General features: G+C 64.0%; 27 protein-coding genes. 11 read left to right on the forward strand and 16 right to left on the reverse strand.

What is annotated here, in order from left to right; translation table 11 throughout:
* Positions 1 to 2 precede the first annotated feature (2 nt).
* The 5 genes from pstA to RAC97_RS07000 all read left to right on the forward strand — a co-directional run bounded on the left by pstA (position 3) and on the right by RAC97_RS07000 (position 5,685).
* Positions 3 to 1,673 carry a phosphate ABC transporter permease PstA gene (gene pstA / locus RAC97_RS06980; protein WP_375098537.1) on the forward strand — a complete coding sequence of 557 codons (1,671 nt, stop codon included), beginning with the start codon at positions 3 to 5 and terminating at the stop codon, positions 1,671 to 1,673.
* Between the two features lie 72 nt (positions 1,674 to 1,745).
* Complete coding sequence (gene pstB / locus RAC97_RS06985; protein ID WP_375098538.1) at positions 1,746 to 2,579, forward strand: phosphate ABC transporter ATP-binding protein PstB; 834 nt, start codon at positions 1,746 to 1,748, stop codon at positions 2,577 to 2,579.
* Positions 2,580 to 2,715: 136 nt separating this feature from the next.
* On the forward strand, positions 2,716 to 3,486 hold the full coding sequence (gene phoU / locus RAC97_RS06990) for a phosphate signaling complex protein PhoU (protein WP_375098539.1): 771 nt from the start codon (positions 2,716 to 2,718) through the stop codon (positions 3,484 to 3,486).
* Positions 3,487 to 3,651: 165 nt separating this feature from the next.
* A complete protein-coding gene (locus RAC97_RS06995; RefSeq protein WP_375098540.1) occupies positions 3,652 to 4,563 on the forward strand; it encodes a response regulator in 912 nt (303 codons plus the stop codon).
* A 225-nt stretch (positions 4,564 to 4,788) separates the two neighbouring features.
* Complete coding sequence (locus tag RAC97_RS07000; RefSeq protein ID WP_375098541.1) at positions 4,789 to 5,685, forward strand: M23 family metallopeptidase; 897 nt, start codon at positions 4,789 to 4,791, stop codon at positions 5,683 to 5,685.
* 3 nt (positions 5,686 to 5,688) lie between these two features.
* Here RAC97_RS07000 and RAC97_RS07005 read toward each other — a convergent pair whose 3' ends face one another.
* The 3 genes from RAC97_RS07005 to phoB all read right to left on the reverse strand — a co-directional run bounded on the left by RAC97_RS07005 (position 5,689) and on the right by phoB (position 9,179).
* Positions 5,689 to 7,029 (reverse strand): hemolysin family protein, encoded by a 1,341-nt coding sequence (locus tag RAC97_RS07005; protein WP_375098542.1) that lies wholly within the window; start codon positions 7,027 to 7,029, stop codon positions 5,689 to 5,691.
* Between the two features lie 110 nt (positions 7,030 to 7,139).
* Positions 7,140 to 8,444 carry a phosphate regulon sensor histidine kinase PhoR gene (gene phoR, locus RAC97_RS07010; protein WP_375098543.1) on the reverse strand — a complete coding sequence of 435 codons (1,305 nt, stop codon included), beginning with the start codon at positions 8,442 to 8,444 and terminating at the stop codon, positions 7,140 to 7,142.
* Positions 8,445 to 8,489: 45 nt separating this feature from the next.
* Positions 8,490 to 9,179, reverse strand: coding sequence for a phosphate regulon transcriptional regulator PhoB (gene phoB / locus RAC97_RS07015; protein WP_003253341.1), 690 nt, complete (start codon positions 9,177 to 9,179; stop codon positions 8,490 to 8,492).
* A gap of 172 nt (positions 9,180 to 9,351) precedes the next feature.
* Here phoB and RAC97_RS07020 point away from each other — a divergent pair, with 172 nt between their 5' ends.
* The gene (locus RAC97_RS07020) at positions 9,352 to 9,723 is read left to right on the forward strand and encodes a hypothetical protein (RefSeq protein ID WP_375098544.1); all 372 of its coding nucleotides are present in this window, start codon (positions 9,352 to 9,354) and stop codon (positions 9,721 to 9,723) included.
* A gap of 51 nt (positions 9,724 to 9,774) precedes the next feature.
* On the opposite strand, the gene ubiA is transcribed toward RAC97_RS07020, so the two are convergent.
* Together ubiA and RAC97_RS07030 are read right to left on the reverse strand one after the other, a co-directional pair.
* Positions 9,775 to 10,665, reverse strand: a complete 891-nt coding sequence (ubiA, locus tag RAC97_RS07025; RefSeq protein WP_375098545.1) for a 4-hydroxybenzoate octaprenyltransferase — start codon at positions 10,663 to 10,665, stop codon at positions 9,775 to 9,777.
* Complete coding sequence (locus RAC97_RS07030) at positions 10,665 to 11,222, reverse strand: chorismate--pyruvate lyase family protein (protein WP_375098546.1); 558 nt, start codon at positions 11,220 to 11,222, stop codon at positions 10,665 to 10,667. Before RAC97_RS07030 ends, ubiA begins: the two co-directional genes overlap by 1 nt.
* Before the next feature lie 177 nt (positions 11,223 to 11,399).
* On the opposite strand from RAC97_RS07030, the gene RAC97_RS07035 reads away from it, so the two are divergent.
* The 4 genes from RAC97_RS07035 to RAC97_RS07050 all read left to right on the forward strand — a co-directional run bounded on the left by RAC97_RS07035 (position 11,400) and on the right by RAC97_RS07050 (position 13,759).
* Positions 11,400 to 11,567, forward strand: coding sequence for a rubredoxin (locus RAC97_RS07035; protein WP_027592137.1), 168 nt, complete (start codon positions 11,400 to 11,402; stop codon positions 11,565 to 11,567).
* Positions 11,568 to 11,598: 31 nt separating this feature from the next.
* On the forward strand, positions 11,599 to 12,747 hold the full coding sequence (locus RAC97_RS07040) for an NAD(P)/FAD-dependent oxidoreductase (protein WP_375098547.1): 1,149 nt from the start codon (positions 11,599 to 11,601) through the stop codon (positions 12,745 to 12,747).
* A 189-nt stretch (positions 12,748 to 12,936) separates the two neighbouring features.
* A complete protein-coding gene (locus tag RAC97_RS07045) occupies positions 12,937 to 13,233 on the forward strand; it encodes an HU family DNA-binding protein (RefSeq protein WP_375098548.1) in 297 nt (98 codons plus the stop codon).
* Between the two features lie 148 nt (positions 13,234 to 13,381).
* Positions 13,382 to 13,759, forward strand: a complete 378-nt coding sequence (locus RAC97_RS07050) for a helicase (protein WP_375098549.1) — start codon at positions 13,382 to 13,384, stop codon at positions 13,757 to 13,759.
* Between the two features lie 33 nt (positions 13,760 to 13,792).
* Here the strand turns inward: RAC97_RS07050 and RAC97_RS07055 are convergent, their stop codons facing one another.
* The 6 genes from RAC97_RS07055 to exbB all read right to left on the reverse strand — a co-directional run bounded on the left by RAC97_RS07055 (position 13,793) and on the right by exbB (position 20,519).
* Positions 13,793 to 15,196 carry an HDOD domain-containing protein gene (locus RAC97_RS07055; RefSeq protein WP_375098550.1) on the reverse strand — a complete coding sequence of 468 codons (1,404 nt, stop codon included), beginning with the start codon at positions 15,194 to 15,196 and terminating at the stop codon, positions 13,793 to 13,795.
* A gap of 78 nt (positions 15,197 to 15,274) precedes the next feature.
* The gene (gene recG / locus RAC97_RS07060) at positions 15,275 to 17,353 is read right to left on the reverse strand and encodes an ATP-dependent DNA helicase RecG (protein WP_375098551.1); all 2,079 of its coding nucleotides are present in this window, start codon (positions 17,351 to 17,353) and stop codon (positions 15,275 to 15,277) included.
* Positions 17,354 to 17,357: 4 nt separating this feature from the next.
* Positions 17,358 to 18,284: a LysR substrate-binding domain-containing protein gene (locus tag RAC97_RS07065; protein ID WP_375098552.1), complete on the reverse strand. Its 927-nt coding sequence runs from the start codon at positions 18,282 to 18,284 to the stop codon at positions 17,358 to 17,360.
* Between the two features lie 94 nt (positions 18,285 to 18,378).
* Positions 18,379 to 19,110, reverse strand: coding sequence for an energy transducer TonB (locus RAC97_RS07070; protein ID WP_375098553.1), 732 nt, complete (start codon positions 19,108 to 19,110; stop codon positions 18,379 to 18,381).
* Positions 19,107 to 19,535, reverse strand: a complete 429-nt coding sequence (gene exbD / locus RAC97_RS07075) for a TonB system transport protein ExbD (RefSeq protein WP_375098554.1) — start codon at positions 19,533 to 19,535, stop codon at positions 19,107 to 19,109. Before exbD ends, RAC97_RS07070 begins: the two co-directional genes overlap by 4 nt.
* Before the next feature lie 3 nt (positions 19,536 to 19,538).
* Complete coding sequence (exbB, locus tag RAC97_RS07080; RefSeq protein WP_375098555.1) at positions 19,539 to 20,519, reverse strand: tonB-system energizer ExbB; 981 nt, start codon at positions 20,517 to 20,519, stop codon at positions 19,539 to 19,541.
* 489 nt (positions 20,520 to 21,008) lie between these two features.
* On the opposite strand from exbB, the gene RAC97_RS07085 reads away from it, so the two are divergent.
* The gene (locus RAC97_RS07085; protein ID WP_375098556.1) at positions 21,009 to 21,866 is read left to right on the forward strand and encodes an SDR family oxidoreductase; all 858 of its coding nucleotides are present in this window, start codon (positions 21,009 to 21,011) and stop codon (positions 21,864 to 21,866) included.
* Between the two features lie 142 nt (positions 21,867 to 22,008).
* Here RAC97_RS07085 and RAC97_RS07090 read toward each other — a convergent pair whose 3' ends face one another.
* The 5 genes from RAC97_RS07090 to RAC97_RS07110 form a co-directional block, all read right to left on the reverse strand.
* Positions 22,009 to 22,740 carry a hypothetical protein gene (locus RAC97_RS07090; RefSeq protein ID WP_375098557.1) on the reverse strand — a complete coding sequence of 244 codons (732 nt, stop codon included), beginning with the start codon at positions 22,738 to 22,740 and terminating at the stop codon, positions 22,009 to 22,011.
* A 52-nt stretch (positions 22,741 to 22,792) separates the two neighbouring features.
* On the reverse strand, positions 22,793 to 23,173 hold the full coding sequence (locus RAC97_RS07095; protein ID WP_375098558.1) for a RidA family protein: 381 nt from the start codon (positions 23,171 to 23,173) through the stop codon (positions 22,793 to 22,795).
* 24 nt (positions 23,174 to 23,197) lie between these two features.
* Entirely contained in the window at positions 23,198 to 25,306 is a 2,109-nt protein-coding gene (spoT, locus tag RAC97_RS07100; protein WP_375098559.1) for a bifunctional GTP diphosphokinase/guanosine-3',5'-bis pyrophosphate 3'-pyrophosphohydrolase, read from the reverse strand.
* A gap of 203 nt (positions 25,307 to 25,509) precedes the next feature.
* On the reverse strand, positions 25,510 to 25,773 hold the full coding sequence (rpoZ, locus tag RAC97_RS07105) for a DNA-directed RNA polymerase subunit omega (RefSeq protein ID WP_008091595.1): 264 nt from the start codon (positions 25,771 to 25,773) through the stop codon (positions 25,510 to 25,512).
* A 250-nt stretch (positions 25,774 to 26,023) separates the two neighbouring features.
* Positions 26,024 to 26,899: a LysR family transcriptional regulator gene (locus RAC97_RS07110; RefSeq protein ID WP_375098560.1), complete on the reverse strand. Its 876-nt coding sequence runs from the start codon at positions 26,897 to 26,899 to the stop codon at positions 26,024 to 26,026.
* Positions 26,900 to 26,977 lie beyond the last annotated feature (78 nt).

A 26,977-nucleotide genomic window follows, 5' to 3' on the forward strand; every position in this document is an offset into this window, starting at 1 on the left:
CCGTGAAAAAGGATTCCCTCAGCAGCTGGTTCAAGAGCGGTGCTCCCGGCGTGTGGATCAGCGGTGGCGCGGTCGCCATGGCGGTGATCATGACCGTCGGCCTGCTGGCCGTGATCGCGGTGCGCGGCCTGGGCCACTTCTGGCCGGCTGACCTGGTCCAGGCTACCTACAAGGTGCCGGGCCAGGCCGACCATGTAATAGTTGGCGAAGTGGTGCAAAAGGAAGAAGTCCCCCGCGAACGCCTGAAGAGTGCCGGCCTGCCTGTGCCCGACCAGGGCCCGGAATTCATGACCCGCGAACTCATCAAGGTAGGTAACCGCGACCTCAATGGCACCGATTTCACCTGGCTGGTGGGCGACTGGCTGGTCGATGAAACCAAGCCGGTCGACCTGATCGCCCTGGAGCGCCGCGAGTGGGGCAACTTCTACGGCTACCTGGTCAGCGTCAAGCAGGAAGGCCGCGTGGTCGCCGAAGGCCCAGGTGCCTGGGCCGAGCTGCAGAATCGCCTCAAGCGCGCCGACGAGTTGTACGGCCAGCTGCAGGACCTCGAGAAGAAAGACATCGGCGCCATCAACCATGGCCTGGAGCGCCTGCGCCTGCAAAGCCGCAAGCTGGAGCTGGACGGCAAGCTGGACGCCGTTGCCCAGGCCGACATCGAGGCCGAGCGCGCCGAGCTGAACAACCGCTACAAGGCCATCGAAGAACGCCTGACCGGCCTGCACCAGGCCTTCGCCCGCGACAGCCTGGTGGCGCGCGATGGCAACGGGCGCCAGGTGGAGATCAACCTGAGCAAGGTGGTGCATGCCATCCAGCCGAACGCCATGTCGATCCCGACCAAGGTCGGTGCCTACTTCGGCAAGGTGTGGGAGTTCCTCAGCGACGACCCACGCGAGGCGAACACCGAGGGCGGGATCTTCCCGGCCATCTTCGGCACGGTGATGATGACCCTGATCATGGCAGTGATCGTCACCCCGTTCGGCGTGCTGGCCGCCGTGTACCTGCGCGAATACGCCAAGCAGGGCACGGTGACCCGGCTGATCCGCATCGCGGTGAACAACCTGGCGGGTGTGCCGGCGATCGTCTACGGCGTGTTCGGCCTGGGCTTCTTCGTCTACGTGCTGGGCGGCTCGATCGACCGGCTGTTCTTCCCCGAATCGCTGCCTGCGCCCACCCTGGGCACGCCGGGCCTGTTGTGGGCCTCCCTGACCCTGGCGCTGCTGGCCGTGCCGGTGGTGATCGTGGCCACCGAGGAGGGCCTGGCGCGCATTCCACGTACTGTGCGCGAGGGCTCGCTGGCCCTGGGTGCGACCAAAGCCGAGACCTTGTGGAAGATCGTCCTGCCCATGGCCAGCCCGGCCATGATGACCGGGATGATCCTCGCCGTGGCCCGCGCCGCCGGCGAAGTGGCGCCGTTGATGCTGGTGGGTGTGGTGAAACTGGCGCCGTCGCTGCCGGTGGACGGCAACTACCCTTACCTGCACCTGGACCAGAAGATCATGCACCTGGGCTTCCACATCTACGATGTCGGCTTCCAGAGCCCCAACGTCGAGGCCGCGCGGCCGCTGGTGTACGCCACCGCGCTGCTGCTGGTGCTGGTGATCGCCACGCTCAACCTCTCGGCGGTGTGGATCCGTAACCACCTGCGCGAGAAGTACAAGGCCCTCGACAGCTGACCCTGATTGCAAGTGTGCCGCCCGTGCCACGGGCGGCCCTTTGAAACGCATTGATAGCGTATGGAGTTGACCATGCAGCAAGATTCCCACGCCCACGGCATCGACATGTCGGCCCTGGGCCGCGACAAGCAGAGCCTGCGTCTGGCCGAAGAGACCGTGGCCATCGAGGTGCCTGGCCTGTCCCTGTACTACGGCGACAAGCAGGCGCTGTTCGACGTCAAGATGAACATCCCCAAGCAGCGCGTGACTGCCTTCATCGGCCCGTCCGGCTGCGGCAAGTCGACCCTGCTGCGTACCTTCAACCGCATGAACGACCTGGTCGACGGCTGCCGCGTGGACGGCGCCGTCAACCTGTATGGCAACAACATCTACCGCAAGGGCGAAGACGTGGCCGAACTGCGCCGTCGCGTCGGCATGGTGTTCCAGAAGCCCAACCCGTTCCCCAAGACCATCTACGAGAACGTGGTCTATGGCTTGCGTATCCAGGGCATCAACAAGAAGCGCACCCTTGACGAGGCGGTGGAATGGGCGCTGAAGGGCGCGGCGCTGTGGGATGAAGTAAAAGACCGTCTGCATGAGTCGGCCCTGGGCCTGTCCGGCGGCCAGCAGCAGCGTCTGGTAATCGCCCGGACCATCGCCGTGGAGCCGGAAGTACTGCTGCTCGACGAGCCGTGCTCGGCACTGGACCCGATCTCGACCTTGAAGGTCGAAGAGCTGATCTACGAATTGAAATCCAAGTACACCATCGTCATCGTGACCCACAACATGCAGCAGGCCGCGCGGGTTTCGGACTACACCGCGTTCATGTACATGGGCAAGCTGATCGAATTCGGCGACACCGATACGCTGTTCACCAACCCGGCGAAGAAGCAGACCGAGGACTACATCACCGGCCGTTACGGCTAGCCGCCATGCGGCTCCTGTAGGAGCGGGCTTGCCCGCGAAGCAGGCGCTGCAATGCAGGGTACCGGCGTTGCCGGTGTTCGCGGCGGTTCGGCGCCCCGACAAGCCCGCTCCTACAGGATTCAGGGACTTAGAGACGATGATCAACAAAGAAAGCCTTACCCATCACATCTCCCAGCAGTTCAACGCCGAGCTCGAGGAGGTGCGCAGCCACTTGCTGGCCATGGGCGGCCTGGTCGAGAAGCAGGTCAACGACGCGGTCACCGCGCTGATCGAGGCCGACTCGGGCCTGGCCCAACAGGTGCGCGAGGTCGACGAGCAGATCAACCAGATGGAACGCAACATCGACGAGGAGTGCGTACGCATCCTCGCCCGCCGCCAGCCGGCGGCCTCCGACCTGCGGCTGATCATCAGCATTTCCAAGTCGGTGATCGACCTGGAGCGCATCGGCGACGAGTCGACCAAGATCGCCCGCCGGGCCATCCAGCTGTGCGAGGAAGGGGAGTCGCCGCGTGGTTACGTCGAGGTGCGCCACATCGGCGACCAGGTGCGCAACATGGTGCGCGATGCACTGGATGCGTTCGCCCGCTTCGACGCCGAACTGGCGCTGGCGGTGGCGCAGTACGACAAGACCATCGATCGTGAGTACAAGACCGCCCTGCGCGAGCTGGTGACCTACATGATGGAAGATCCGCGCTCTATCTCGCGGGTGCTCAGCGTCATCTGGGCCTTGCGTTCGCTGGAGCGTATCGGCGACCACGCGCGCAATATCGCCGAACTGGTGATCTACTTGGTGCGCGGCACCGATGTACGCCACATGGGCCTCAAGCGCATGAAGGCCGAGGTCGAGGGCGATAGCGCAGCGGCAGCGGAATTCGCTAATGTTCCGGGCGAGCCGGACGATAAGTAGTATTGCCCGCGTGCAAAAACGCCCGGCTTAGCCCGGGCGTTTTCGCGTGTCCGGGGCATTGAAGCAGGCACCCGCGAACGTTCTTGAGCTGTCCCGGCGTGACCAGTGGTTTGGCAAATGGCCATCAGTCGGCGGTATGCTAGTCGGGATTCAAGAGGAGTATCGATGAGTAAAGTCAATGTGCTGGTCGTGGACGATGCACCGTTCATCCGCGACCTGGTAAGGAAGTGCCTGCGTAATGCCTTCCCGGGCATGGTCATCGAAGACGCGGTCAATGGGCGAAAAGCCATGGCCATGCTGGGTAAGGAGCGTTTCGACCTGGTCCTGTGCGACTGGGAAATGCCGGAGATGTCTGGCCTCGAGCTGCTCACCTGGTGCCGGCAGCAGGAAGAAATGAAAGCCCTGCAATTCATCATGGTGACCAGCCGGGGTGACAAGGAGAACGTGATCCAGGCGATCCAGGCTGGGGTTTCGGACTTCGTCGGCAAGCCGTTCACCAACGAGCAGCTGCTGACCAAGGTGAAGAAGTCCCTGACCAAGATCGGCAAGCTCGAAGGGCTGATGGCGGGGGCGCAGGCGCGGGTCAACTCGGCATTTGCCAATGATTCGCTCAGTGCACTGACCGGCGGCAAGCCGGAGTCGGTCAAGGCTGCGTCAGCACCTGCTGCACCCGCGCCCGCTGCGGCCAAGCCGCTGATCAACGCACCGGCGCCAAGGAGTGCCTCGGCTGCCGCGTCGGCTGGCCGCGGCCAGGGGCAATTGCGCCTGGCCAGCGGCAACCAGCCTTGTGTGATCAAGGCCCTGAGCCTCAAGGAGGCGCTGCTGGTAGTGCGTCGCAGCGCCGTATTGCCGCAGGTGCTGGAAGGTGCGGTGCTGGACCTGGAGCAGGGCGAGAACGCCGAGGTGGCGCGTCTGAACGGCTACCTGCACGCCATTGCGGCCGTGGAGCCAAAGCCGGAAAGCGACTGGTTGCAACTGACATTCAAGTTCGTCGACCAGGATGCGCAGAAGCTCGATTATCTGTCGCGCCTGATCGCCCGCGGCACCGCACAGAAGCACTTCACCCCCGGCGCCTGATTCTCCAGGCGACGCAAACCCTGTAGGAGCAGGCTTGTCGGGGCGCCGAAGCGCCGCGAACACCGGCTGGGCCGGTGCCATCCCCGCCGTGACTTCTTCGCGGGCCAGCCCGCTCCTACAGGCGCACCGCCGTTCTTGAACCGGGCTCAGCCGACCAGCTGCACTTCTGCGCAACAAACCCGCTGCTAGGCTTCGAGACATAGCAACTGTCAAAAAGCCACCATCATGCCCTGGCCTCTGCTGTTTTTCTGTGCCTTGCTCACGGTCTCTGCGCCGGGCATGGCCATGACCCTCTACAGCACCACCGATACCTTCGGCGTGGCGTCTTATTCCTATCAGCCCAGCCCCGGCGCCCGGACCAAGGTCTTGCGTGACACCCCGCTGGAGCGCATCGACGATCAGGTGCGCCTGCACAGCGAGCCTTTCGCCAGCGGCGTGCGTTTCCTGGCGCGCAACGACTTGTTCGCCCCGGTGGAGGTCGAACTGCGGCTGACGCGACTGAGCAATGCCCAGGGCAGCAACGCGCCGCGTATTGTGCGCCGCGTGCTGCCACCGCGTTCGACCCTCGTGCTGAGCGTGGTGACCGCCCGGCCAGGCAGCCGCCTGGCCTACAAGACCCGGTTCCGCCATGCCATGGGCGACCCGGCTCAGCGTCCGCAGGCCTACCGCTACCCCTTCCCGTGGCGCGGCGGGCCGTTTCGCATGACGCAAGGGCCCAATGGCGGATTCAGTCACTTCGGGCCAAAAGGCCGCTACGCCATGGACATCGCCATGCCCGAGGGCACGCCGATCATCGCGGCGCGGGGTGGGGTGGTGGTAAAGGTGGAAAACCGCCAGAGCGGGCGGGGTACCCACCCGTCAGGCAACTTCGTGCGGGTACTGCACCCCGACGGCACCATGGGCGTGTACTTGCACCTGATGCGCGGTTCGGTGGTGGTCGGCGAGGGTCAGCGGGTGGCCCAGGGTGAGCTGCTGGCCAGGTCGGGCAACACCGGTAACAGCACCGGGCCGCACCTGCATTTCGTGGTGCAGCGCAATGTAGGGCTGTCGCTGGAGTCGATTCCCTACCGCTTCGACCGGCCCCTTGGCGGGTTGCCGAACTTCACGGCAGGCAACCCCTGAGCGTCAATCCAGCTTCAGCACCTTGGCCAGGACGATCTTCGGGCCTTTCATCTTCTTGATGATGATGCGCAGGCCTTCCACATCCAGCACTTCCTCTTCCTCGGGCACGCGCTTGAGCGACTCATACACCAGCCCCGCCAGCGTCTCCGCCTCGATGTGGTCCAGGTCGATGCCCAGCAGGCGCTCGACCTTGAACAGCGGCGTGTCGCCACGCACCAGCAGCTTGCCGGGCTGGTAGGCGAGGATGCCGCGCTCGGCCTTGCGGTGCTCGTCCTGGATATCGCCGACCAGCACTTCCAGTACGTCTTCCATGGTCAGGTAGCCGATCACCTTGCCGTCGGCTTCCTCCACCAGCACGAAGTGCGCGCCGCCCTTGCGGAACTGTTCGAGCAGCTGCGACAGCGGCATGTGTCGCGATACCCGCTCCAGTGGCCGGGTCAGGTCGTCGAGGTCGAGGGCTTCAGGGTTGTGGTCCAGGTCGGCCAGCTCCAGCAGCAGGTCCTTGATGTGCAGCAGGCCAGTGAATTCCTCGCGCTCGGCGTCGTAGACCGGGTAGCGGCTGAACTTGTGGCGGCGGAACAGCGCCAGGATCTCTTTGAGCGGCGCCTTGGCGTCGAGCACCACCATGTCCTCGCGGGAGTTGGCCCAGTCGACCACCTCCAGCTCGCCCATCTCCACCGCCGAGGCCAGCACACGCATGCCTTGGTCGCTTGGGTCCTGGCCACGGCTGGAGTGCAGGATCAGCTTGAGCTCCTCGCGGCTGTAGTGGTGCTCGTGGTGCGGCCCAGGCTCGCCTTGCCCGGCAATGCGCAGCATGGTGTTGGCGCTGGCATTGAGCAGGTAGATGGCCGGGTACATCGCCCAGTAGAACAGGTACAGCGGTACGGCGGTCCACAGCGACAGCAGCTCGGGCTTGCGGATAGCCCACGACTTGGGTGCCAGCTCGCCGACCACGATGTGCAGGTAGGAGATCACGAAGAACGCGACGAAGAACGAGATGCCCTTGACCAGCTCGGGCGTGTCTACGCCCAGGTACGCCAGCAGCGGTTCGAGCAGGTGGGCGAACGCCGGCTCACCGACCCAGCCCAGTCCCAGGGACGCCAGGGTGATACCCAGCTGGCAGGCCGACAGGTAAGCGTCCAGCTGATTGTGCACCTTGCGCAGGATGGTGCCGCGCCAGCCGTGCAGTTCGGCGATGGACTCGACGCGGGTCGAGCGCAGCTTGACCATGGCGAACTCGGCTGCAACGAAGAAGCCGTTGAGCAACACCAGGAACAACGCGAAGAGAATCATGCCGAAATCGGCGAAAAGAGAGGTGACGCTAAAACCAGGGGAAGGGTCCATGATGGGGAGTTACGCGGGCCGTCTTGGAAAATGAAGCAGCCAATGTAGCGGCTGGGGGGTTAAAAGCAAAGGGTAAGCTTACGGGGACTGCCTCTCGAGACGGCCCGGCCTCAAGCTTTTGCCGCCAATTGTGCGGGCGCAAAGTGACAGGTAAACGTGCTGCCATGCCCTGGCACGCTACTGATTTCCAGGCGCCCGCGATGGCGCAGCAGCACATGCTTGACGATCGCCAGGCCCAGCCCGGTGCCACCAGTGTTCGAGGCGCGGCTGGAGTCGACCCGGTAGAAGCGCTCGGTCAGGCGCGGCAGGTGCTTGGCGTCGATTCCCATGCCCGAGTCCTTGACCGACAGGTGTGCGCCTTGCTCGTCGGTCCACAGGCGGATGCGGATATCACCTTCGTCCTGGGTGTACTTCACGGCATTGAACACCAGGTTGGAGAATGCGCTGCGCAGCTCCGACTCGCTGCCCTTCAGGCGCACGCCGGGGGTGGCCTCCAGGGTGATCTTCTGGCGCCGTGGGCCAGACAGCGCCTGGGCGTCGGCCTTGATCGCCTGCAACAGGGTGTCGACCTGAACCGGCTGGTTGTCCGAGGGGTAGTCGGTGGCTTCGAGCTTGGCCAGCAACAGCAGGTCGTTGAGCAGGGTCTGCATGCGCGAGCCTTGCTGGCTCATCTGCTGCAAGGCACGGGTCCAGCGCGGGTTCACGTCCTCGACGTTGTCCAGCAAGGTCTCCAGGTAGCCGGTGATCACCGTCAGCGGGGTGCGCAGCTCGTGGGAGACGTTGGCGACGAAGTCCTTGCGCATCTGCTCGAGCTGATGGATGCGGGTGACATCACGCACCAGCATCAGGTGCTCGTTGTTGCCGTAGCGGGTGATGTGCAGTTGGACACGCAGGCGGTCGTTGATCGGCGAGGGGATTTCCAGCGGCTCAGCGTAGTTTTCCGCCTCGAAATATTCCTTGAAGCGCGGGTGACGGACCAGGTTGGTCACCGGCTGGCCGCCGTCCTGCGGGGTCTTGAAGCCCAGCAGGGTCTCGGCGGCACGGTTCCACCACTCCAGGTTGCCGTCGCTGTCGAGCATGATCACCGCATCGCGCAGGGCGGCGGTGGACTCCTGGACCCGGTCGATCACTGCTTGCAGCCGCCCGCGTACCCTTTGGTCGCGACGTTGCAGGTGGTAGATGCTGTCGAATACCTCGCCCCACAGGCCGTAACCATCGGGCGGTGCTTCGTCGGGCTGGTGGTTGCGCAGCCAATCGTGCAGGCGCAGCAGCTGCTTCAGGGTCCAGCCCAGGTAGAGCGCAAGGCCGAGTGCCAGGCTCCAGCCGTAGTAACCGGAAACCAGGCCGCCGATCAGGCAGACGCTGACCAGTAGCAACAGGTGGCGAATCAGCGTCGAGTGCCAGTTCTGGTTCAATTGACAGTCCTTGTACAGCGGCGTACGGCTTGGCGTTGCGGCGGGTCAGCTCTTGGTGGAGAAGCGGTAGCCGGTGCCCCGCACGGTTTGTACCAGATTTTCGTACGCCTCACCCAGTGCCTTGCGCAGGCGACGGATGTGCACGTCGACGGTGCGCTCTTCTACGTAGACGTTGCCGCCCCAGACCTGGTCGAGCAACTGGCCGCGCGTGTAGGCGCGCTCCTGGTGGGTCATGAAGAACTGCAGCAGGCGGTATTCGGTGGGCCCCATCTCGGCGGGCTTGCCGTCGATGGTCACGCGGTGGCTGATCGGATCGAGCAGCAGGCCGCCGACTTCGATCGGCGCTTCGCTGTCGCTCGGGCCGGTGCGGCGCAGTACGGCTTTCAGGCGCGCGACCAGCTCGCGTGGCGAGAAGGGCTTGGTGATGTAGTCGTCGGCGCCGACTTCCAGGCCTTGGATCTTGTTGTCTTCCTCACCCTTGGCGGTGAGCATGATGATCGGGATGTCGCCGGTCAGCTCGTCGCGCTTCAGGCGTCGGGCCAGCTCGATGCCGGAGGTGCCGGGAAGCATCCAGTCGAGCAGGATGAGGTCTGGCTTGCGGTCGACGATGATGGCATGGGCCTGCTGCGAATTTTCCGCTTCCAGGCAGTCATAGCCGGCCATTTCCAATGCAACGGCGATCATCTCGCGGATCGGCGCTTCGTCGTCGACGATCAGGATGTTTCTGCCAACCATGCTCAAACCTCTCCCGGGAACGGTGTCTTGGCCCGCATTAGATAACGGAATTATTGCAGCTGTGTGACAGGGTGTTGGCCTTTCTGGCGACATTTGGTGACTGGGCTAGGCTTCATGAGGCCACTGCGGCGGCACCTGAATGCACTCCACCCCCGACACGACGGTGATTCCAATGACACGACATACGCTGAGCTGGATGGCCCTTTTTGCAGCGCTCGCGCTGCCGGGGGTAGCGTCTGCCCATCATGCGATGGAGAAGGACGGCCTGTGGGTCGATCACAACGGCATGACGCTCTATACCTTCGACAAGGACGCTGGCGGCAAGTCGATGTGCAATGGCGACTGCGCTACCAACTGGCCGCCGTTGCTGGTCAAGGCCGACGATGAGCCGGCCAAGGACAAGTGGACAGTGGTGATGCGCGATGATGGCAGCAAGCAGTGGGCCTATGACGGCAAGCCGCTGTACACCTTTATCAGGGACAAGAAAACCGGGGACAAGACCGGCGATGGCGTCAAGGACGTCTGGCATGTCGCCAAGCCTTAGCGGGTGACGCCCCTCTTGTGGAAGCGGGTTCACCCGCTCCCACACTGATTTTCAGCGCAGCGCGTAATCCAGCACCACACCCACGAAAATCAGCAGCCCCGCCCAATGGTTGTGCAGGAAAGCCTTGAAGCATGCCTCGCGGTCGAGCTTGCGCGTCGACCAGTACTCCCAGGCAAAGCACAGCGCCGCCGCCAACAACCCCAGGTGGAACCACATGCCCAGCTCGAAGCGGTTGCCCGCCAGCATCAGGCAGCCCAGCGACAGCACCTGCAAGGTCAGGATGATCGCCCGGTCGGCCTCGCCGAACAGGATGGCGGTGGATTTCACCCCGATCTTCAGGTCGTCGTCACGGTCGACCATCGCGTAGTAGGTGTCGAACGCCACCGTCCACAGCAGGTTGGCGATATACAGCAGCCATGCGGCTGCCGGAAGCTCACCGCCGGCGGCGGTGAAAGCCATGGGGATGCCCCAGGAATAGGCCGCGCCCAGTACGACCTGCGGGTAATAGGTGTAGCGCTTCATGAATGGGTAGCAGAACGCCAGGGCGACACCGCCGAATGACAGCCACACGGTGCTGGCATTGGTGCACAGCACCAGCAGGAAGCTTACTCCGGTAAGGACGGCGAACAGCGTCAGCGCCTCGCGCGGCGTGACCCGGCCACTGGCCAGCGGGCGGTCGGCGGTGCGCTTGACGTGGCCGTCGACCTTGCGGTCCGCGAAGTCGTTGATCGCACAGCCTGCAGCGCGCATGAACGTCACGCCCAGGGTAAAGATCAGTACGTTGGCCAAGCTCGGCGAGCCTTCGGCGGCGATCCACACGGCGCTCAGCGTCGGCCACAACAGCAGGTAGATGCCGATCGGGCGGTCCATACGGCTGAGCTGGATGAAGTCCCAGGCCCTTGGATGCAGGCGGTTGAACGACTTGAGCAGGTGCAGGTACATCAGCGCGTTTCCTCCTGGGCCGCTTGCCACATCGCTGGCAGGAACACTTCGGCCACCAGCAGCTCCAGGCCTTCGCGCTCGAAGCGCGAGCGCCGACCCCAGAGGCCTGCGCGGGCGATTTGCGCAGGCAACCAGGCCTGTGGATAACGGCACACCTCGATGGGCTGTCGGATGAACGCCTGGTCGCAGAACAGTAGCTCGCCCAGCGAGCGGCTGCCCAAGGTTTCAAGATCCAGGCCGCCGCGCTCCAGCGCCTTGCGGCTGGCGACGCTGCGGGCGAATACCCACGGTTGGCCGTGGCCACGCAAGAACACCTCGCGTACCCAGCCTTGCTCGCCCGAGGCCAGGCCCAGCGCCGCGCACTCGTCGTCGCGCAACGGCTGCCAGCCCTCGAACAGAGGGGTGACGCAGAAGTGATCGTCGGACAGGCGGGTCAGGCGGCGGGTCAGCGAGCCCTGGTCGAAGAGCCAGTCGAGGGTCGGCTGGTCGATATCGCCAGGCAATCGGGAGTACGTCAGCCACGCGGCAGCGGCTGCTTGCGGGGTTTCGTGCGGCACGTCGGTATGCTTGTTACAACCAGTGAGGCGGCGAGCTTAGCATGATTGCCCTGATTGCTTGCATACTGCTGGCAGGGCCGATACAAAGCCCCGGATCGCCGCAACCTACGGCCTTGTCCATTGCGAACAATAACGGCGGCACCTGTGAACCCGAGCCTGAACGAGGAAACCTACCCCATGAAGAAATGGCAATGCATTGTCTGCGGCCTGATCTACGACGAAGCCGAAGGCTGGCCGGACGACGGCATCGCCCCCGGCACCCGCTGGGAAGATGTGCCGGCAGACTGGCTGTGCCCCGACTGCGGGGTCGGCAAGAGCGACTTCGAAATGATCGCCATCGGCTGATCGTCCCCAAGCCCAACAGAGGAAGCATGGCATGACGTCCCCCGTGGTCATCATCGGTACCGGCCTTGCCGGCTACAACCTGGCCCGTGAGTTTCGCAAGCTCGACGCGCAAACCCCGCTGCTGCTGATTACTGCCGATGACGGACGCTCCTACTCCAAGCCAATGCTGTCCACCGGCTTCGCCAAGCACAAGGGCGCCGATGAGCTGAGCATGGCCGAACCGGGCGCAATGGCCGAGCAACTGAACGCCGAGATTCGCACCCACACGCGCATCAGCGGCATCGACCCAGGCCACAAGCGCCTGTGGATTGGCGAGGAAACCGTGCAGTACCGCGACCTGGTACTGGCCTGGGGCGCACAGACCGTGCAGGTGCCGGTCGAGGGCGACGCGGGCGACCTGGTGTTTCCGGTCAACGACCTGGAAGACTACGCACGCTTTCGCGCTGCCGCAGACGGCAAGCAGCGTGTGCTGATACTGGGCGCGGGGCTGATTGGTTGTGAGTTCGCCAACGACCTGACCCTGGGCGGTTACCAGGTCGAAGTGGTGGCGCCCTGTGAACAAGTGATGCCGACGCTGTTGCACCCGGCGGCTGCGCGTGCGGTGCAAGCGGGCCTGGAAGCGCTCGGCGTGCGCTTCCACCTGGGGCCGGTACTCAATCGCCTGCAACGTGCTTCCCAAGGCCTGGAGGCGCATTTGTCCGACGGCAGCGTCATCCCTTGCGACTTGGTAGTGTCAGCCATCGGCCTGCGCCCGCGCACCGACCTGGCGGCGGCGGCGGGCTTGCAGGTCAACCGCGGGGTTGTGGTCGACCGCCAGTTGCGCACCTCACATGACAATATCTTCGCCCTGGGCGACTGCGCCGAGGTGGATGGCATCAACCTGCTCTACGTCATGCCGTTGATGGCCTGTGCCCGGGCTTTGGCGCAGACCCTGTCGGGCAACCCCACGGCGGTGGCCTACGGGCCGATGCCGGTCACGGTGAAGACCCCCGCCTGCCCGCTGGTGGTCTCGCCACCGCCCTTGGGGCGCGAAGGCTCCTGGCGGGTGGAAGGCGAGGGCAGCGACCTCAAGGTGCTCTGCCACGACGCGGACGGCCAGCTGCTGGGCTATGCCCTGACTGGAGCTGGCGTGATGGAAAAGCTGGCTCTGAACAGGCAGTTGCCACCCATGATGGCGTAAATGCCTGGCTTTCTGTCGGATTTGTCTTGTTAATGTCGCGACAATGGCCACGCAGACACTGGCGCGCCCCCTGAGGGCGTGCCATTCTCACTTCCGTCTGCCGCAGATTAGAGCCTGCGGCGCCTTGAGCGCTGCTTTTAGCAGGCAGCACGGCATAACAACAAAAAATCCCGTCAAAGAGGCTTCACTATGCGTAAACCAGATCTCGCCGCCGTCATCGCCGAAAAGGCCGACCTGACCAAGGAGAAGGCCAACCAGGTGCTGAACGCGATTCTCGACAGCATCACCGGCGCCCTGGACAAGGACACGGTCACCCTGGTGGGCTTCGGCACCTTCGAGAAGCGTCATCGTGGCGCACGCACTGGCAAGAACCCGCAAACCGGTCAACCGGTGAAGATCAAGGCCAGCAATACCGTTGCCTTCAAGCCAGGCAAGAACCTTCGCGACTCGGTCAACGCGCCAGCTAAACCGGCCAAGAAGAAATGAACTGAATCCCAGTCACTCGAACGGGCGCCTTGTGCGCCCGTTGTGTTTTCTAGCGTCTTGAAAACACAAACCTGCAACGAACTTGCATTGAGCGTCCAATAGAAGGATAAACTGCGCGCTTTAGTCATTTTGCAATCGAGGCGCGTTGATGAAGTTCCGCTTTCTTCTCTGGGCCCTGGGCCTGTTGATGGCCAGGGCCAGCCGCAACAACCCGGCCTTTCAGCAACAGCTGCGCGACAAAGACCTGGTTTTCCAGATGCAGACGCTGGATGGCAAGGTGGCCCGGCATTTCACCGTCAGTGGCGAACGCATCAGCAGCAAGGGTGGTGTGCACCCGCAACCGGCGTTTGCGATCGCGTTCAAGGATGCAGGCTTTGGCTTCGCCACCCTGCAGGCCAGCAACAAGCAGCTCGCCTTCATGCAGGGGATCCAGGACAAGAACATCCAGATCAAGGGCAACCCAGCGCTGGTGATCTGGTTCCAGGGCTTGATGAAGTACCTGAAGCCAAAGAAGAAGAAAGCTTGATAAAAAACAGGGGCCACGATGCGGCCCCTTTGTTCAGTGCGGGCTTTGGAACTGCGAGGCCAGTTCGCGCAGCAGCGCTTCGGCCTCCAGCACCTTGCTTACCACCTCTTCGGCCTTCTCGCGGGTAAGCCCCAGGCGTTCGAGCAGCGAATCGGGAATCACCTCCTGCGGGCCCGAGCCAATGCCCCGCAGCCGCAGCAGTTGGGTGGCCAGGCACACCAGGTTCGGGTAGACCGCATGTTCGCCCTGGTAGTCCGGGTCGTGCTGGAAGCGCAGTGCGGCGGACAGCTCTTCAGGCATGTCCCAGAGCTTCATCAACCAGGCACCGATCTGTTCACGGCTGATGCCCAGCAGGTGCTGTTCCACATAGCTGTGGTACAGGTGCGGGTTGACCTCCAGATGGCGGCAGATCAGCGAGAAGTGTGGCGGGAACACGTGGGCCAGCAGCAGGTAGCCGAAGTTGTGCAGTAGGCCGGCCAGATAGGTCAGGCCCGCTTCGGGACGTTCGGCACGTGGCATGGCGCGGGTCAGCCCTTCGATCACCGCAGCGGTGTAGATGGACTGCTGCCAGTAAGGCGTTGCCTGCTGCGGGTGGTCCTTGGGCAGGCTCAGGGTCTTGCCCAAGGCCAGGCCCAGGGCCAGATTGATGACCAGGTCGAAGCCCAGCACACGGACGATGGCATCTTCTACCGAGCGGATCCTGCCCGGCGAGGCATAGTAGGGCGATGCCGCCCAGCTGACGACCTGCGCGGCCAGCGCCGGGTCGGTTTCCACGACGCCGGTGATGTCGTCGATACTGGCGTTGGGGTCGACCCTTAGCTTGATGATTTTCTGCGCGGTGTCGGCTAGTGGCGGGATCTCGATGGTCTCTTCCAGGCGCTTCTGGATACGCCGCGCCGTGAAGGCTTGCACCGCATTGGAAATTTCCTGGGTATCGTCGTGTGGGCGATCCAGATTGCGCTTGATGCTCTCGACTTCCAGGCCAAAGCTGCTGGAGCTGGCCTTGTTCAGCATGCGCTTGAACGCATCGCGCTCGATTTCCAGCAGCAGGCCCGTCTCGCCGGAGTCGATCAGCACCTGGTCTGCCTTGAGCAGGCTGGCTTCATACTGGCAGGGCGAACTGGTCAGGGCAGGAATGCCGGGCAAGGTCTTGAGCGCGTGCTTGTCGAGCATCTGCTTGAGCCGCGCCAGAGGCACGGCCTTCAGTTTGCGCCCGGTCAATTCCTCGAGGCGATTGAGGTCCAGCAGCTGGCTCTGTGGGAACAGCACCATGAGCGCGCCGATTTCATCGTCCAGCAAGATCGCCTGAACGCGCGAGGCGGCCGGCAACAGCGGGTGCTCCAGCACTTCGCGGTAGGCGACACCAAGCTTTTCGAGCATCAGCCGGATGACCGACGGTACGTGCGGGGTTGCAGTGTCCAGGGCCACTTCAGTCATGGTCTGTGTCCAGTTCTTCTTTTGAACGCGAAGTATAACCATCCCAAGGCGCAAGCTGGATCCCTTATGGGACCAGCGTCACACTTGGCCATATTGCTGGCCGTGCCGCAACCAGCGGTCGAGTAGTGGGCTGACGTGATCCGGCCAGCGCGCCAGCAGCGCTTGGGCGGCGTCGCGCACGGCCGGCAGCAGGTCGGCGTCGCGCATCAGGTCGGCCACCTTGAATTGCAGCAGGCCGGTCTGGCGGGTGCCGAGCATTTCGCCAGGGCCGCGCAGTTCCAGGTCTTTCTCGGCGATCACGAAACCGTCGTTGGTTTCGCGCATGATCCCCAAGCGTTCGCGTCCAATCTGCGACAAAGGTGGATGATAAAGCAGTACGCAATGGCTCGCAGCGCTGCCTCGGCCAACCCGGCCGCGCAACTGGTGCAACTGCGCCAGGCCAAGGCGTTCGGGGTTCTCGATGATCATCAGGCTGGCGTTGGGAACGTCCACCCCCACCTCGATCACGGTGGTAGCGACCAGCAATTGCAGGTGCCCGGCCTTGAACTCGGCCATCACGGCGGCTTTCTCGGCAGGCTTCATGCGGCCGTGGATCAGCCCTACGCGCAGTTCGCCCAAGGCGCTGCCCAGCTCCTCGAAGGTACTTTCGGCAGCCTGGCAGGTCAGTTCCTCGGATTCTTCGATCAAGGTGCACACCCAATAGGCCTGGCGCCCTTCGGCGCACGCCGCGCGCACCCGCTCGACCACCTCGAAGCGCCGGCTGTCGGCGACCAGCACGGTGTTCACCGGGGTTCGGCCTGGGGGCAGCTCGTCGAGGATGGAGGTGTCGAGGTCGGCGTATGCACTCATTGCCAGGGTGCGTGGGATGGGGGTGGCGGTCATGATCAGCTGGTGCGGGCACAGCACACCGTCTACGCCCTTCTGGCGCAACGCCAGGCGCTGCTGTACGCCGAAGCGGTGCTGCTCGTCGATGATCGCCAGGGCCAGGCGCTGGAACTTTACTTCGTCCTGGAACAGCGCGTGGGTGCCGACCACCATCGGTACGCCACTTGCGATCTGTTCCAGAGCACTGGCGCGGGCCTTGCCCTTGAGCTTGCCGGCGAGCCAGGCGACCTCGATGCCCAGCGGTTCGAGCCAGCGCTTGAAGGTGATGTAATGCTGTTCGGCGAGGATTTCGGTCGGTGCCATCAGCGCCACCTGGTAGCCGGCCTCCAGGGCCTGCAAGGCGGCAAGGGCGGCGACCACGGTCTTGCCGGCGCCTACGTCGCCCTGCACCAGGCGCATCATCGGTTCTGGCTGGCTGAGGTCGTAGGCGATTTCGTTGCCAACCCGCTGCTGGGCGCCGGTGGGCTGGAAGCCGAGGTTGGCCAGGTACTGCGCAGGCAGGCGGCTGGCCTTGGGCAGCAGGGGCGCGCGCAAGCTGCGCTGGCTCTCGCGCAGGCGCTGCTGGGAGAGCTGGTGGGTCAGCAGTTCTTCGAAGGCAAGACGGTGTTGCGCCCAATGCTGGCCTTCGGCGAGTTCATCGAGGTCGGCATCGGGCGGCGGGTTGTGCAGGTAGCGGATGGCGTCGTCCAGCGGCGCCAGGTGGTAGTCGCGGGCCAGCTCATCGGGCAGCCAGTCGGGCAGGCTGCGTGGGCCGAGCATGCCCAGGCTCTGCTGGCACAGTAGGCGCAGGCGCTGCTGGGTGAGGCCCTCGGTGGTCGGGTAGATAGGCGTGAGCGTTTGCTCGACCGGCGGTGCTGGCTCGCTGCCGTTGAGGGCGCGGTACTCCGGATGGTAGATCTCCAGCCCAGAGGCACCGGGGCGCGCCTCCCCGTAGCAGCGCAGGTGGGTGCCGCGCTTGAGGCCTTCCTTCTGCGCATTGCTGAAATGATAGAAGCGCAGGCTCAGCACGCCGCTACCATCACCCAGGCGCACCACCAGACTGCGGCGCTTGCCCATGGTGACGTCGGCACCACTGACGACACCCTCGATCACCGCGTCCTGGCCGGGGCGCAGCTGGCCGATGGGTACCACGCGGGTGCGATCCTGGTAGCGCAGCGGCAGGTGGAAGAGCAGATCCTGCAGGTTCTCCAGGCCGACCTTGGCGAGTTTCTCCGCCATGGCCTCGCCCACCCCCTTGAGCTCGGTGACCGGTACCCTCGACAGCTCGGTCATGGGCTCAGGCCGGTTGTTCCACGGGCGCCTTGGCCACCGAGCACAGGCGAATCGAGTCAGCGAGGATCTCGATGGCTTTCGGCCGCGGGAAGCTGGCGCGCCAGGCGATGGCCACGGTGCGGAATGGCGCAGGCGGCGTCAGCGGGCGAACTTCGATCACACCGGGCGCGTAGTGGTGGCTGTGCACGGCCGACAGCGGCAGGATCGACACCCCCAGGCCCGAGGCGACCATGTGGCGGATGGTCTCCAGCGAACTGGACTCAACCGTGGTGTGCTTGGCGCTCTCACTGCCTTTGTTCAGCGTGGGGCAGGCCTCCAGCACCTGGTCACGGAAGCAGTGACCTTCGCCCAGCAACAGCAGGCTCTTGTCGTTTAGCATGCCGGTGTCGATGGTGGCTCGCGCGGTCCAGGGATGGTCGCTGGGCATCAGGGCGCAGAACGGCTCGTCGTACAGTGGCAGGGTGAGCACGTCCGCTTCGTTGAAGGGCAGTGCGATGATTACTGCATCGAGTTCGCCGTTGCGCAGCTTTTCACGCAGCACATGGGTAAAGTTTTCCTCGATGTACAGCGGCATCTGCGGCGCCACGCGGTGCAGTTGCGGGATCAGGTGGGGGAACAGGTAGGGGCCGACGGTATAGATGGCACCGACCTTGAGCGGCGCGGTGAGCTGGTTCTTGCCAGCCTGTGCCAGTTCACGGATGCCTTGGGCCTGTTCAAGGACCTTCTGCGCCTGGGCGACGATGCTTTCGCCGACCGGGGTCAGGCGCACGGCGCTCTTGCTGCGCTCGAAGATCAATACGCCCAGCTCGTCCTCAAGCTTCTTCACACCGACCGACAGGGTCGGCTGGCTGACGTGGCAACGCTCGGCGGCATGGCCGAAGTGCTGCTCCTGGGCGAGCGTGACGATATAACGGAGTTCTGTGAGGGTCATAACGTGCGTCCATGAAGTTGCGGGCCCAGCATAGCGGGTGCAATCGATAGACGCACGTTATCAGACTTGCCGTTTTGTGACAGAAGCAAAGTTGTCAGCGTTTATCCAGCGAGTAGACGAACGGTGCAACCACTTCGATGGTGCCGTTGTTCAGCAATTCCGCCGGTGGCTTCGGTACGGTCCCGGCCCGGCGGATCATCTCCAGCGTGGCGCGGTCCAGTGCAGCGCTGCCGGAGCCTCCCGCCAACGCATACGATAGGACCTTGCCTTCGGCGTCGACCACGAAGCGCAACCGGTTGATGCCCTGTAGGCCACGACGGCGTGCGTCGTCCGGATACTTCTTGTACTTCGCCAGGTGGCGCAGCAGGTCGCTCTGCCAGCTGGGCAGGGCATTGCTGCTGGCCGCGATGCTCGGCGCCGGGGCCGCGGATTTCTCCGGAGGGCGGTTGCTTGGCGGCGTGTCGGCGACTTCTTCCTTGGAAGGTGGCTCGTCCTTCGGCGGCTCAGGCTTCTTCTCAGGCTTGGGCGGCTGTGGCTTGGGCTTGGGGTTCGGCTTGGCGATGGCGATTTTCGGTTTCGGCGCCTCCACGAGCTTTGGCAGCGGCGGTTCTTCGACCGGTGCCGGCGGTGGTGGGACGACCTTGGGCGGTGGTGGTGGCGCAGGCTCAGGCAACGGTGCCAGCTCGACCATCATCGCTGCCGGGGGCAGTTCGATGGCTTGCGGCACCGACCAATTGAGCGTCAGCAGCACGGCGACGGCATGCAATGCCAATACGATCGCCAGGCTGGTGCTGTAGCGCGCCAGGTTGGAGCGCGTCTTCGTCATTTCTTGGCTGCCGTCTCGAGACCGACCAGGCCGACCTTCAGGTAGCCCGCGGCACGCATGGTGTTCATCACTTCCATCAGGTCGCCGTAGTCAACGCCCTTGTCGGCCTGGAAGAAGATGGTCGTTTCCTTGTCGCCCTTGGTCTTGGCGTCGAGCATGGCGCCGAGCTGTTCGCGTTGCGCCACTGCGTCGTCGCCGACGTAGAGCATCTTGTCGGCCTTGACGCTGACGAACACCGGCTTCTCGGGCCTCGGCGCGGGCTTGGCGCTCGAGGCCGGCAGGTCGACCTTGATGTCGACGGTGGCCAGGGGCGCGGCAACCATGAAGATGATCAGCAGTACCAGCATCACGTCGATGAACGGCGTGACGTTGATTTCGTGGTTTTCGGCGAGGTCGTCGCCACCTTCGTTGAGATGCAGGCCCATGGCTTACCCCACTTTCACCATGTGCGGGGCGGCGCGTTCGCCAGCCTGGTGGTCCAGGTCACGGCTGACCAGCAGCAGTACCTGGGCCGAAGCGTCGGAGACCTGCGCCTTGTAGCCTGCGATGGAGCGGGCGAAGACGTTGTAGATGACCACGGCCGGGATCGCTGCGACCAGGCCCAGGGCGGTGGCCAGCAGGGCCTCGGCGATACCGGGGGCGACCACCGCCAGGTTGGTGGTCTGGGTCTTGGCGATGCCGATGAAGCTGTTCATGATGCCCCACACGGTACCGAACAGGCCCACGAATGGCGCGGTGGAACCAATGGTGGCGAGCATGCCGGTGCCAGTGCTCATGCTGCGACCGCTGGCCGCCACCAGGCGCTCCAGGCGGAAACTCACGCGCTCCTTGATGCCTTCTTTCTCGCGGGTGTTGGCCGAAAGGCGCATTTCCTCGAGGGCGTCGTGTACCAGGGTGTGGGCCAGGGTGCCTTGCTTGTTGGTGACGTCGCTGGCTTCTTTCAGGCTGGCGGACTTCTTCAGCAGGGCGATCTCGCCGCGCAGGCGACGCTTGGCGCCCAGTAGCTCGAAGCCTTTGGCGATCCAGATGGTCCAGGTGATGATCGAGGCGATGACCAGGCCGATCATCACGGCCTTCACCACGATATCGGCGTTCTGGTACATGCCCCACGGGGACAGGTCGTGGGCCATGCCCAGGGTGGTGTCCTCGACCAGCGCTTCGACGTTGTCGCCTACCGGAGCCTGTGCGCCTGCTGGCGCAGTGGCGCCGGCGGTCGGCTGTTCGGTGCCTGGTGCCGCCGGGGTGGCCGCAGCTGCTGGAGCAGTGGCGGCGGCAGGCGCAGTGGCGCCATTGGCGGCGGGCTCTTCAGCCATGGCGGCCGGGGCCAGCACCAGGCTGAACATCAGCGCGGCAATGGCGCGCCAGGCGCGCGACGTGGTTGGCGAAGCGGAAGGTTGAGTACGAGTCATGCTGGCCGGACCTGATGAAGAAAAGAAAGTAGTGTTCTCCACGGCCTCGAGGTGGGCCGAGAACTGACAGTGCGGCATTATTGCAAGTAATTCTTGTTAACAGAAGTAATAATGTTGCTTTTTTTCCCTACGTGCTTGCCGTTTATCGTCTAGCGCGCCTCGCCGAGCCTGCGCAGGAAGTCGATGAACACGCGCAGCTTTCCCGACGTCATCGTTCGGGTCGGGTAGTAAAGATAGAACGATTCCGACGGCGGAGAGTACGCTTCGAGCACCGGTACCAGCTCGCCTGCCTCGCTTGGTCGGCCCGGACTCGCGAGAGGCGGCAGAGGTTGCGCAGGTATTCTGGCGCTTGCACGCACAACCTGCCGGGCAATGGTCGAACGAAGCCATCTACGCATAGGGCGCAGCCTGCGGAAAGCAAAAATCGCTTCGCTGTAGAGACGAAACTGCCGCAGAATTTCCCATGGTTTTCGGCAATGGAGTTTCGTGATGTCTGGTTTATCGGCGTTGATCGTCGGCTGCGGGGATGTCGGCGGTCGCCTGGCGCGTCGCCTGCTTGCAAAGGGCTGGCGGGTATCGGGGTTGCGGCGTTCGGTCGAGCAATTGCCGGAGGGTGTGTATCCGGTGGCGGCGGATTTGAGCGAGCCCGGCATCCCTGCCGCATGGCCTGGGCAGGCGCCGGACTACCTGGTGTATTGCGTGGCGGCCAGCCAGCACGACGAGGCAGGTTACCTGTCAGCCTACGTGCAAGGGCTGGGCAATGTGCTGGCTTGGCTTGCGCAGAAGGGCCAGCGCCCGCGTCGTCTGCTGTTCGTTTCCAGCAGCAGCGTCTATGCGCAGCAGGGCGGCGAATGGGTCGAAGAAGACGCGCCAACCGTGCCTGAAGGCTATTCGGGGCGGGTGATGCTCGAAGCCGAGCAATTGGCACTGCACAGTGGCATCCCTGCGAGCGTGGTTCGCCTTACCGGGATCTACGGCCCTGGCCGTGAGTGGCTGCTCAGCCAGGTGCGCCAGGGCTATCGCGTTGCTGAAGAGCCACCGCTGTACGGCAATCGCATCCATGCCGAGGATGCCGCGGGATTACTGGCGTTCCTGCTCCAGGCAGATGCCGATGGCGTGGCTTTGGACGACTGCTACATCGGCGTGGATGACGACCCTGCGCCATTGGCCGAGGTTGTGGCCTGGCTGCGTGCGTACCTGGGCGTCACTGAATGGTCGGACCAGCAGCGGGTTCGGCGCACGGGCAGCAAGCGTTGCAGCAATGCCCGCGCACGGGCATTGGGCTGGGCGCCGCAGTATGCGAGCTACAAGGAAGGCTACGCGGCGATTCTGAAAGGACGAGGCTGATCCGCGCTGTATGGCAGCGGATCTGCCGGTGGTCGCGGGCGAGCCCGCTCCTACAGGTTCAGCGCCGTCCTTGTAGAAGCGAGCTTGCCCATGAGCACGGCAAAGTCGGTGCCATGCAGCGCGGTGTTGCCTTTTCCGGCGGTCAGTCCTTTTCCAGCACCCACTGCCGCGCGCCTGGCGCCAGCTGCGGCATCTCATCCGGCTGTGCGGTGTTCTGCGCCTGGAAGATCTCCAGCTTGTCGCCATCGCGCTTGAAGATCCACGGCGCACCGCGCTGGTTGCGCTCCAGCCACAGGCTGTCGTTGCCCGCGCCCATGGTCGCGCAATCGCCTGCCAGGCACAGGGCATAGCGGTCCGGGCCGGGCAGGCCGCTGACGTTGCCGTTGTCGGTAAAGCGCACGATGGCGCCTTGGCCCTGGCCTTCTACGATCTTCCAGTCGCCGCCCAGGTAGGCTTTGTACAAGGCTTTCTCGAAGGTGCCGCCCAGTGGCGTGTTGCTCGCAGGTTGCGGTTCGCTGCGCGCGAAGACCTGCTTGGCGCCGGACTGGCTGGTGGCCTCCAGCGCCTTGCCGTCGAGCGTCAGCTGCTCGGTTTGGCCGCCTGCGAAGTTGGCTTGCCATTGGTCCTCTGACGCAACCAGGCTGCCGTCAGCGGCTTCGAAACCATTGCTGTAGCTGGCTTGCTGGCTGGCGGTATCGATTTTCCATTCCAGTACCGGGCCGTGCTCGCTCAGGGCCTGGCGCAGGCTGGTGCCCTTGGCGGCGGCATCGATGGCCGCCTGGTTGATCCAGGTGCCGTTGTAATCTTCGGGTTTGTGGCTGGCGCAGCCGCCCAGGAACAGGGCTGCCAGCGCGAGAGGCAGGGCATGACGCATGGTGGGAAACCTTGAGACAGGGAAACGGCGGGCGCAAAGCCCGCCACGGGCATCACTCGAGGACGAGGATGGCGTCCATTTCGACCTGAGCGCCCTTGGGCAGGGCGGCAACGCCGATCGCGGCGCGGGCCGGGTAGGGCTGCTCGAAGTAGCGGCCCATGACCTCGTTGACCTTGGCGAAGTGGCTCAGGTCGGTGAGGAAGATGTTCAGCTTGACGATATCCTTGAACGAACCGCCAGCGGCTTCGGCCACCGACTTGAGGTTCTCGAAGACCTGCACGGTCTGCGCCTCGAAGCCTTCGACCAGTTCCATGGTCTTGGGGTCCAGCGGGATCTGGCCCGACATGTACACGGTGTTGCCAGCCTTGATCGCCTGGGAGTAGGTACCGATGGCGGCGGGGGCCTTGTCGCTGTTGATGACGGTCTTGGTCATGTTGACTCCTTGCGGTTGACGGGACTACGCACGCATGCGGGTGATGCGGACCACGCCGGTCAAGGTGCGCAGCTTCTTGATCACGCGGGCCAGGTGCACGCGGTCGCGTACGCTGACCACCAGTTGGACCACGCTGACACGACCGTCGCGCTCGTCCATGCTGATCTTCTCGATGTTGCCGTCGGCGGCGTTCACGCTGCTGGCCAGCAGTGCGATCAGGCCGCGCTGGTGTTCCAGCTCGACGCGCAGTTCGACGTTGAACTCGCCGGTGACATCCTTTGCCCAGGAAAGCTGCACGCATTTTTCCGGGTTATGGCGGATTTCACTGATGTTGCGACAGTCTTCAAGGTGCACGACCATGCCCTTGCCTGCCGACAGGTGGCCGACGATCGGGTCGCCCGGGATCGGCGTGCAGCACTTGGCGTAGCTGAGCACCAGCCCTTCGGTGCCGCGGATGGCCAGCGGGCCTTCCGGGCTCGGCAACTGCTCGCCCTCGGCAGACAACAGGCGACGTGCGACCACGTAGGCCATGCGGTTGCCCAGGCCGATGTCCTCGAGCAGGTCTTCGACCAGTTCCAGGCGGTATTCGTCGAGGATCGACTGGATGCGCTCCTGGGGGATCTTCTCCAGGCTGCTGTCGAAGCCGGTCAGCACCTTGTTCAGCAGGCGTTCGCCGAGGCTGATCGACTCGGAACGGCGCTGTTGCTTGAGGGCGTGGCGGATGTGCGTGCGTGCCTTGCCGGTGACCACGAAGTTGAGCCAGGCCGGGTTCGGGCGGGCGCCGGGTGCACTGACGATCTCGACCGTCGAGCCGCTTTGCAGCGGTTCGGACAACGGTGCCAGGCGTCGGTTGATGCGGCAGGCGATGCAACTGTTGCCGACGTCGGTGTGTACCGCGTAGGCGAAGTCGACGGCCGTGGAGCCTTTGGGCAGCTCCATGATCCGGCCCTTGGGCGTGAACACGTAGACCTCGTCCGGGAACAGGTCGATCTTTACGCTTTCGATGAATTCCAGCGAATTGCCGGCGCGTTGCTGCAGCTCGAGGATGCCCTTGACCCACTGGCGGGCACGGGCGTGGCTGCCCTTGGGCTGTTCGTCCTCGTTGGACTTGTACAGCCAGTGCGCGGCGATGCCATTGTTGGCCAGCTCTTCCATCTCGCGGGTGCGGATCTGGATTTCGATGGGCACGCCGTGCATGCCGAACAACGTGGTGTGCAACGACTGGTAGCCGTTGGCCTTGGGAATTGCGATGTAGTCCTTGAAGCGGCCCGGCAGCGGCTTGTACAGGTTGTGCACGGCACCCAGCACCCGGTAGCAGGTGTCGACCTTGTCGACGACGATGCGGAAGGCATACACGTCCATGATCTCGTTGAAGGCACGGCGCTTGCCGCGCATCTTCTTGTAGATGCCATAAAGGTGTTTCTGGCGGCCGCTGACCTCGCCTTCGATGCCATCTGCCGCCAGGCAGTTGACCAGGGAATGCTCGATCTTGGTGACGATTTCCTTGCGGTTGCCCCGAGCACTTTTAACCGCGCGGTTGATGAGCGAGGAGCGCATCGGGTGCATGGCCTTGAAGCCAAGGTCTTCGAACTCCACGCGCACCGTGTGCATGCCAAGGCGGTTGGCGATGGGGGCGTAGATTTCCAGGGTTTCCTTGGCGATGCGCCGACGTTTCTCGCCGGACAGCACTTCCAGAGTGCGCATGTTATGCAGGCGGTCGGCCAGCTTGACCAGGATCACGCGAATGTCGCGGGCCATGGCCATGGCCATTTTCTGGAAGTTCTCGGCTTGCGCCTCGGCCTTGGTCTCGAAGTTCATCTGGGTCAGCTTGCTGACCCCGTCGACCAGCTCGGCGACGGTTTCACCGAATTGCTGGCTCAAGGCTTCCTTGGCGATGCCGGTGTCCTCGATCACGTCGTGCAGCATGGCGGCCATCAGGCTCTGATGGTCCATGTGCATGTCGGCGAGGATGCTGGCAACTGCCAGAGGGTGGGTCACGTAGGGCTCGCCGCTGCGGCGGCGCTGCCCATCGTGGGCCTGTTCGGCGTAGAAGTAGGCGCGGCGGACCAGGTTGACCTGCTCCGGGCCTAGATAGGTCGACAGTCGTTCGGCGAGGGTTTCTATACCCGGCATGGCTTCACCTCCTGCCGAGGCAGAGGGCCTTGTGCCGCACGACGTCGACTAGGCTTTGTACGAAAAGGGCCTGCGTGGCGACCCTGCTGCGTTGAAAACAGGCTCGGAATGCTCATTTGCAACCCGCAAACTCCGCTTCCTCGCCTGTTTTCGCCTTGCAGGATCGCCGCTCGGCGACTTTTCGTACAAACCCTGGGCATGAATCAGACAGCCTCGTTGTTTTCGTCCTCGAACGCAGCGAACACCGGATCCTCGGTGACGATCTCTTCGGCGGCGATGAACTCAGGGGTGACGATACCTTCGGCGATTTCACGCAGGGCAACCACGGTAGGCTTGTCGTTTTCCCATGCCACGCGCGGTTCCTTGCCGCCGGTGGCCAGCTGACGGGCGCGCTTGGTCGAGAGCATGACCAGCTCGAAGCGGTTATCCACGTGTTCCAGGCAGTCTTCAACAGTTACGCGGGCCATGGTCTTCCTCAGTAGCAAATGCGGTAGGCGTGCAGCCCTAAATGGGCAGGCGGACTCGATAGTTTAAAAAATCACCAGCCAATAGGGAAGGGTTGTTTTGTCGGGAGCCATCACAGGCCTCAATAACGATAAACCACCCGCAGCCGCGGGCTTGCCCGCGAACCAGGCCCTGCGGTGTGTGGCACCGGCTGCGCCGGTATTCTCGGGCGAGCCCCGCTTCTACAGGCGTTGCGCCGTTTCTACGATCAGCTCAACGCGACATCGCCTCGCGCAAGCGCGGGGTCAGTTCCTCGAACAGCGTTTGCACAGAGCGCAGGGCGCGGCAATCCGGCCGTGTCAGCAGCCACAATTGGGTATCGCAGCCCGGCAGCGCGCCGCTCAATGCTTCTACCCCCTCCAGCCCATGCACCATGTAGTCGGGCAGTGCGGCCACGCCCATGCCGGTACTCACCAGTTGGGCGATGGTCGACATGCCGCTGCACTGGTAGCGCGGGCTCAGGCCTGGGTGGTGCTGGTTGCGCCAGACCACGGTGGGGTGGTCCTGCATCGAGTCGTCGGGGGCGATCCACGGCACGCTGCCCGGCGCCTCGGTCACACGCTGGCGAAATTCGGGCACCCCGCAGATCACATAGGAGGTCGAGCCCAGGCAGCGGCCTACCAGGTGTTCTGGTGGCGTGTTGGTCAGGCGCAGGGCGATGTCGGCGTCGCGGCGGCTGAGGTTGGCGAAGGTGTTGGAGGTGCCCATCTCCAGCGACAGCGCCGGGTAGTTCGGCATGAAGCCGGCCAGGGCCGGCAGCAGCAGGCTGTGCATCACCGCTTCGGTGCAGGTCAGGCGTACCGTGCCGCTCACCACTTGTTCGCCGCTGGTCAGCGCGATGCGCGCGGCATCGAGCGCCTGCTCGGCGCGCTCGGCCTGCTCGGCGAGAGCCTGGGCGGTGTCGGTCGGCAGGTAGCCCTTGCGGCTTTTCACGAACAGCGCTGTGCCTAACGCCGACTCGAGGCGGCGGATCGAGCGGAACACCGTGGAAACATCGACTTTGAGCAGTTCGGCGGCCTTGGCCAGGGAGCGACCACGCTCCAGGGCGAGCACGAGGGAGAGGTCGGCGTGGTTGATCTGATATTGCATGGGTGCACGCTCTGCTTGCCGAAATGCCAATGTCTGTTGCACGAAAGCCCATTTTATAGTGGAAAGGCCTAAGGGAAT

The organism is Pseudomonas sp. LS_2 (assembly GCF_042709235.1).
In the GTDB taxonomy this organism is placed as follows: domain Bacteria; phylum Pseudomonadota; class Gammaproteobacteria; order Pseudomonadales; family Pseudomonadaceae; genus Aquipseudomonas.

Excerpts from the sequence above, each read along its gene's own strand:
- RAC97_RS07065 (WP_375098552.1), bottom strand. The coding sequence starts at position 18,284 with ATGACCCTCACAGAACTCCGTTATATCGTCACGCTCGCCCAGGAGCAG.
- ubiA (WP_375098545.1), bottom strand. The coding sequence starts at position 10,665 with ATGTACCTGCACCTGCTCAAGTCGTTCAACCGCCTGCATCCAAGGGCC.
- pstB (WP_375098538.1), top strand. The coding sequence starts at position 1,746 with ATGCAGCAAGATTCCCACGCCCACGGCATCGACATGTCGGCCCTGGGC.
- RAC97_RS07095 (WP_375098558.1), bottom strand. The coding sequence starts at position 23,173 with ATGACCAAGACCGTCATCAACAGCGACAAGGCCCCCGCCGCCATCGGT.
- RAC97_RS07005 (WP_375098542.1), bottom strand. The coding sequence starts at position 7,029 with ATGGACCCTTCCCCTGGTTTTAGCGTCACCTCTCTTTTCGCCGATTTC.
- RAC97_RS07085 (WP_375098556.1), top strand. The coding sequence starts at position 21,009 with ATGTCTGGTTTATCGGCGTTGATCGTCGGCTGCGGGGATGTCGGCGGT.
- exbB (WP_375098555.1), bottom strand. The coding sequence starts at position 20,519 with ATGACTCGTACTCAACCTTCCGCTTCGCCAACCACGTCGCGCGCCTGG.
- RAC97_RS06995 (WP_375098540.1), top strand. The coding sequence starts at position 3,652 with ATGAGTAAAGTCAATGTGCTGGTCGTGGACGATGCACCGTTCATCCGC.
- RAC97_RS07035 (WP_027592137.1), top strand. The coding sequence starts at position 11,400 with ATGAAGAAATGGCAATGCATTGTCTGCGGCCTGATCTACGACGAAGCC.
- recG (WP_375098551.1), bottom strand. The coding sequence starts at position 17,353 with ATGACCGAGCTGTCGAGGGTACCGGTCACCGAGCTCAAGGGGGTGGGC.
- phoU (WP_375098539.1), top strand. The coding sequence starts at position 2,716 with ATGATCAACAAAGAAAGCCTTACCCATCACATCTCCCAGCAGTTCAAC.
- RAC97_RS07000 (WP_375098541.1), top strand. The coding sequence starts at position 4,789 with ATGCCCTGGCCTCTGCTGTTTTTCTGTGCCTTGCTCACGGTCTCTGCG.
- RAC97_RS07110 (WP_375098560.1), bottom strand. The coding sequence starts at position 26,899 with ATGCAATATCAGATCAACCACGCCGACCTCTCCCTCGTGCTCGCCCTG.
- RAC97_RS07090 (WP_375098557.1), bottom strand. The coding sequence starts at position 22,740 with ATGCGTCATGCCCTGCCTCTCGCGCTGGCAGCCCTGTTCCTGGGCGGC.
- phoB (WP_003253341.1), bottom strand. The coding sequence starts at position 9,179 with ATGGTTGGCAGAAACATCCTGATCGTCGACGACGAAGCGCCGATCCGC.
- spoT (WP_375098559.1), bottom strand. The coding sequence starts at position 25,306 with ATGCCGGGTATAGAAACCCTCGCCGAACGACTGTCGACCTATCTAGGC.
- exbD (WP_375098554.1), bottom strand. The coding sequence starts at position 19,535 with ATGGGCCTGCATCTCAACGAAGGTGGCGACGACCTCGCCGAAAACCAC.
- rpoZ (WP_008091595.1), bottom strand. The coding sequence starts at position 25,773 with ATGGCCCGCGTAACTGTTGAAGACTGCCTGGAACACGTGGATAACCGC.
- RAC97_RS07055 (WP_375098550.1), bottom strand. The coding sequence starts at position 15,196 with ATGACTGAAGTGGCCCTGGACACTGCAACCCCGCACGTACCGTCGGTC.
- RAC97_RS07070 (WP_375098553.1), bottom strand. The coding sequence starts at position 19,110 with ATGACGAAGACGCGCTCCAACCTGGCGCGCTACAGCACCAGCCTGGCG.
- RAC97_RS07045 (WP_375098548.1), top strand. The coding sequence starts at position 12,937 with ATGCGTAAACCAGATCTCGCCGCCGTCATCGCCGAAAAGGCCGACCTG.
- RAC97_RS07050 (WP_375098549.1), top strand. The coding sequence starts at position 13,382 with ATGAAGTTCCGCTTTCTTCTCTGGGCCCTGGGCCTGTTGATGGCCAGG.
- RAC97_RS07020 (WP_375098544.1), top strand. The coding sequence starts at position 9,352 with ATGACACGACATACGCTGAGCTGGATGGCCCTTTTTGCAGCGCTCGCG.
- RAC97_RS07040 (WP_375098547.1), top strand. The coding sequence starts at position 11,599 with ATGACGTCCCCCGTGGTCATCATCGGTACCGGCCTTGCCGGCTACAAC.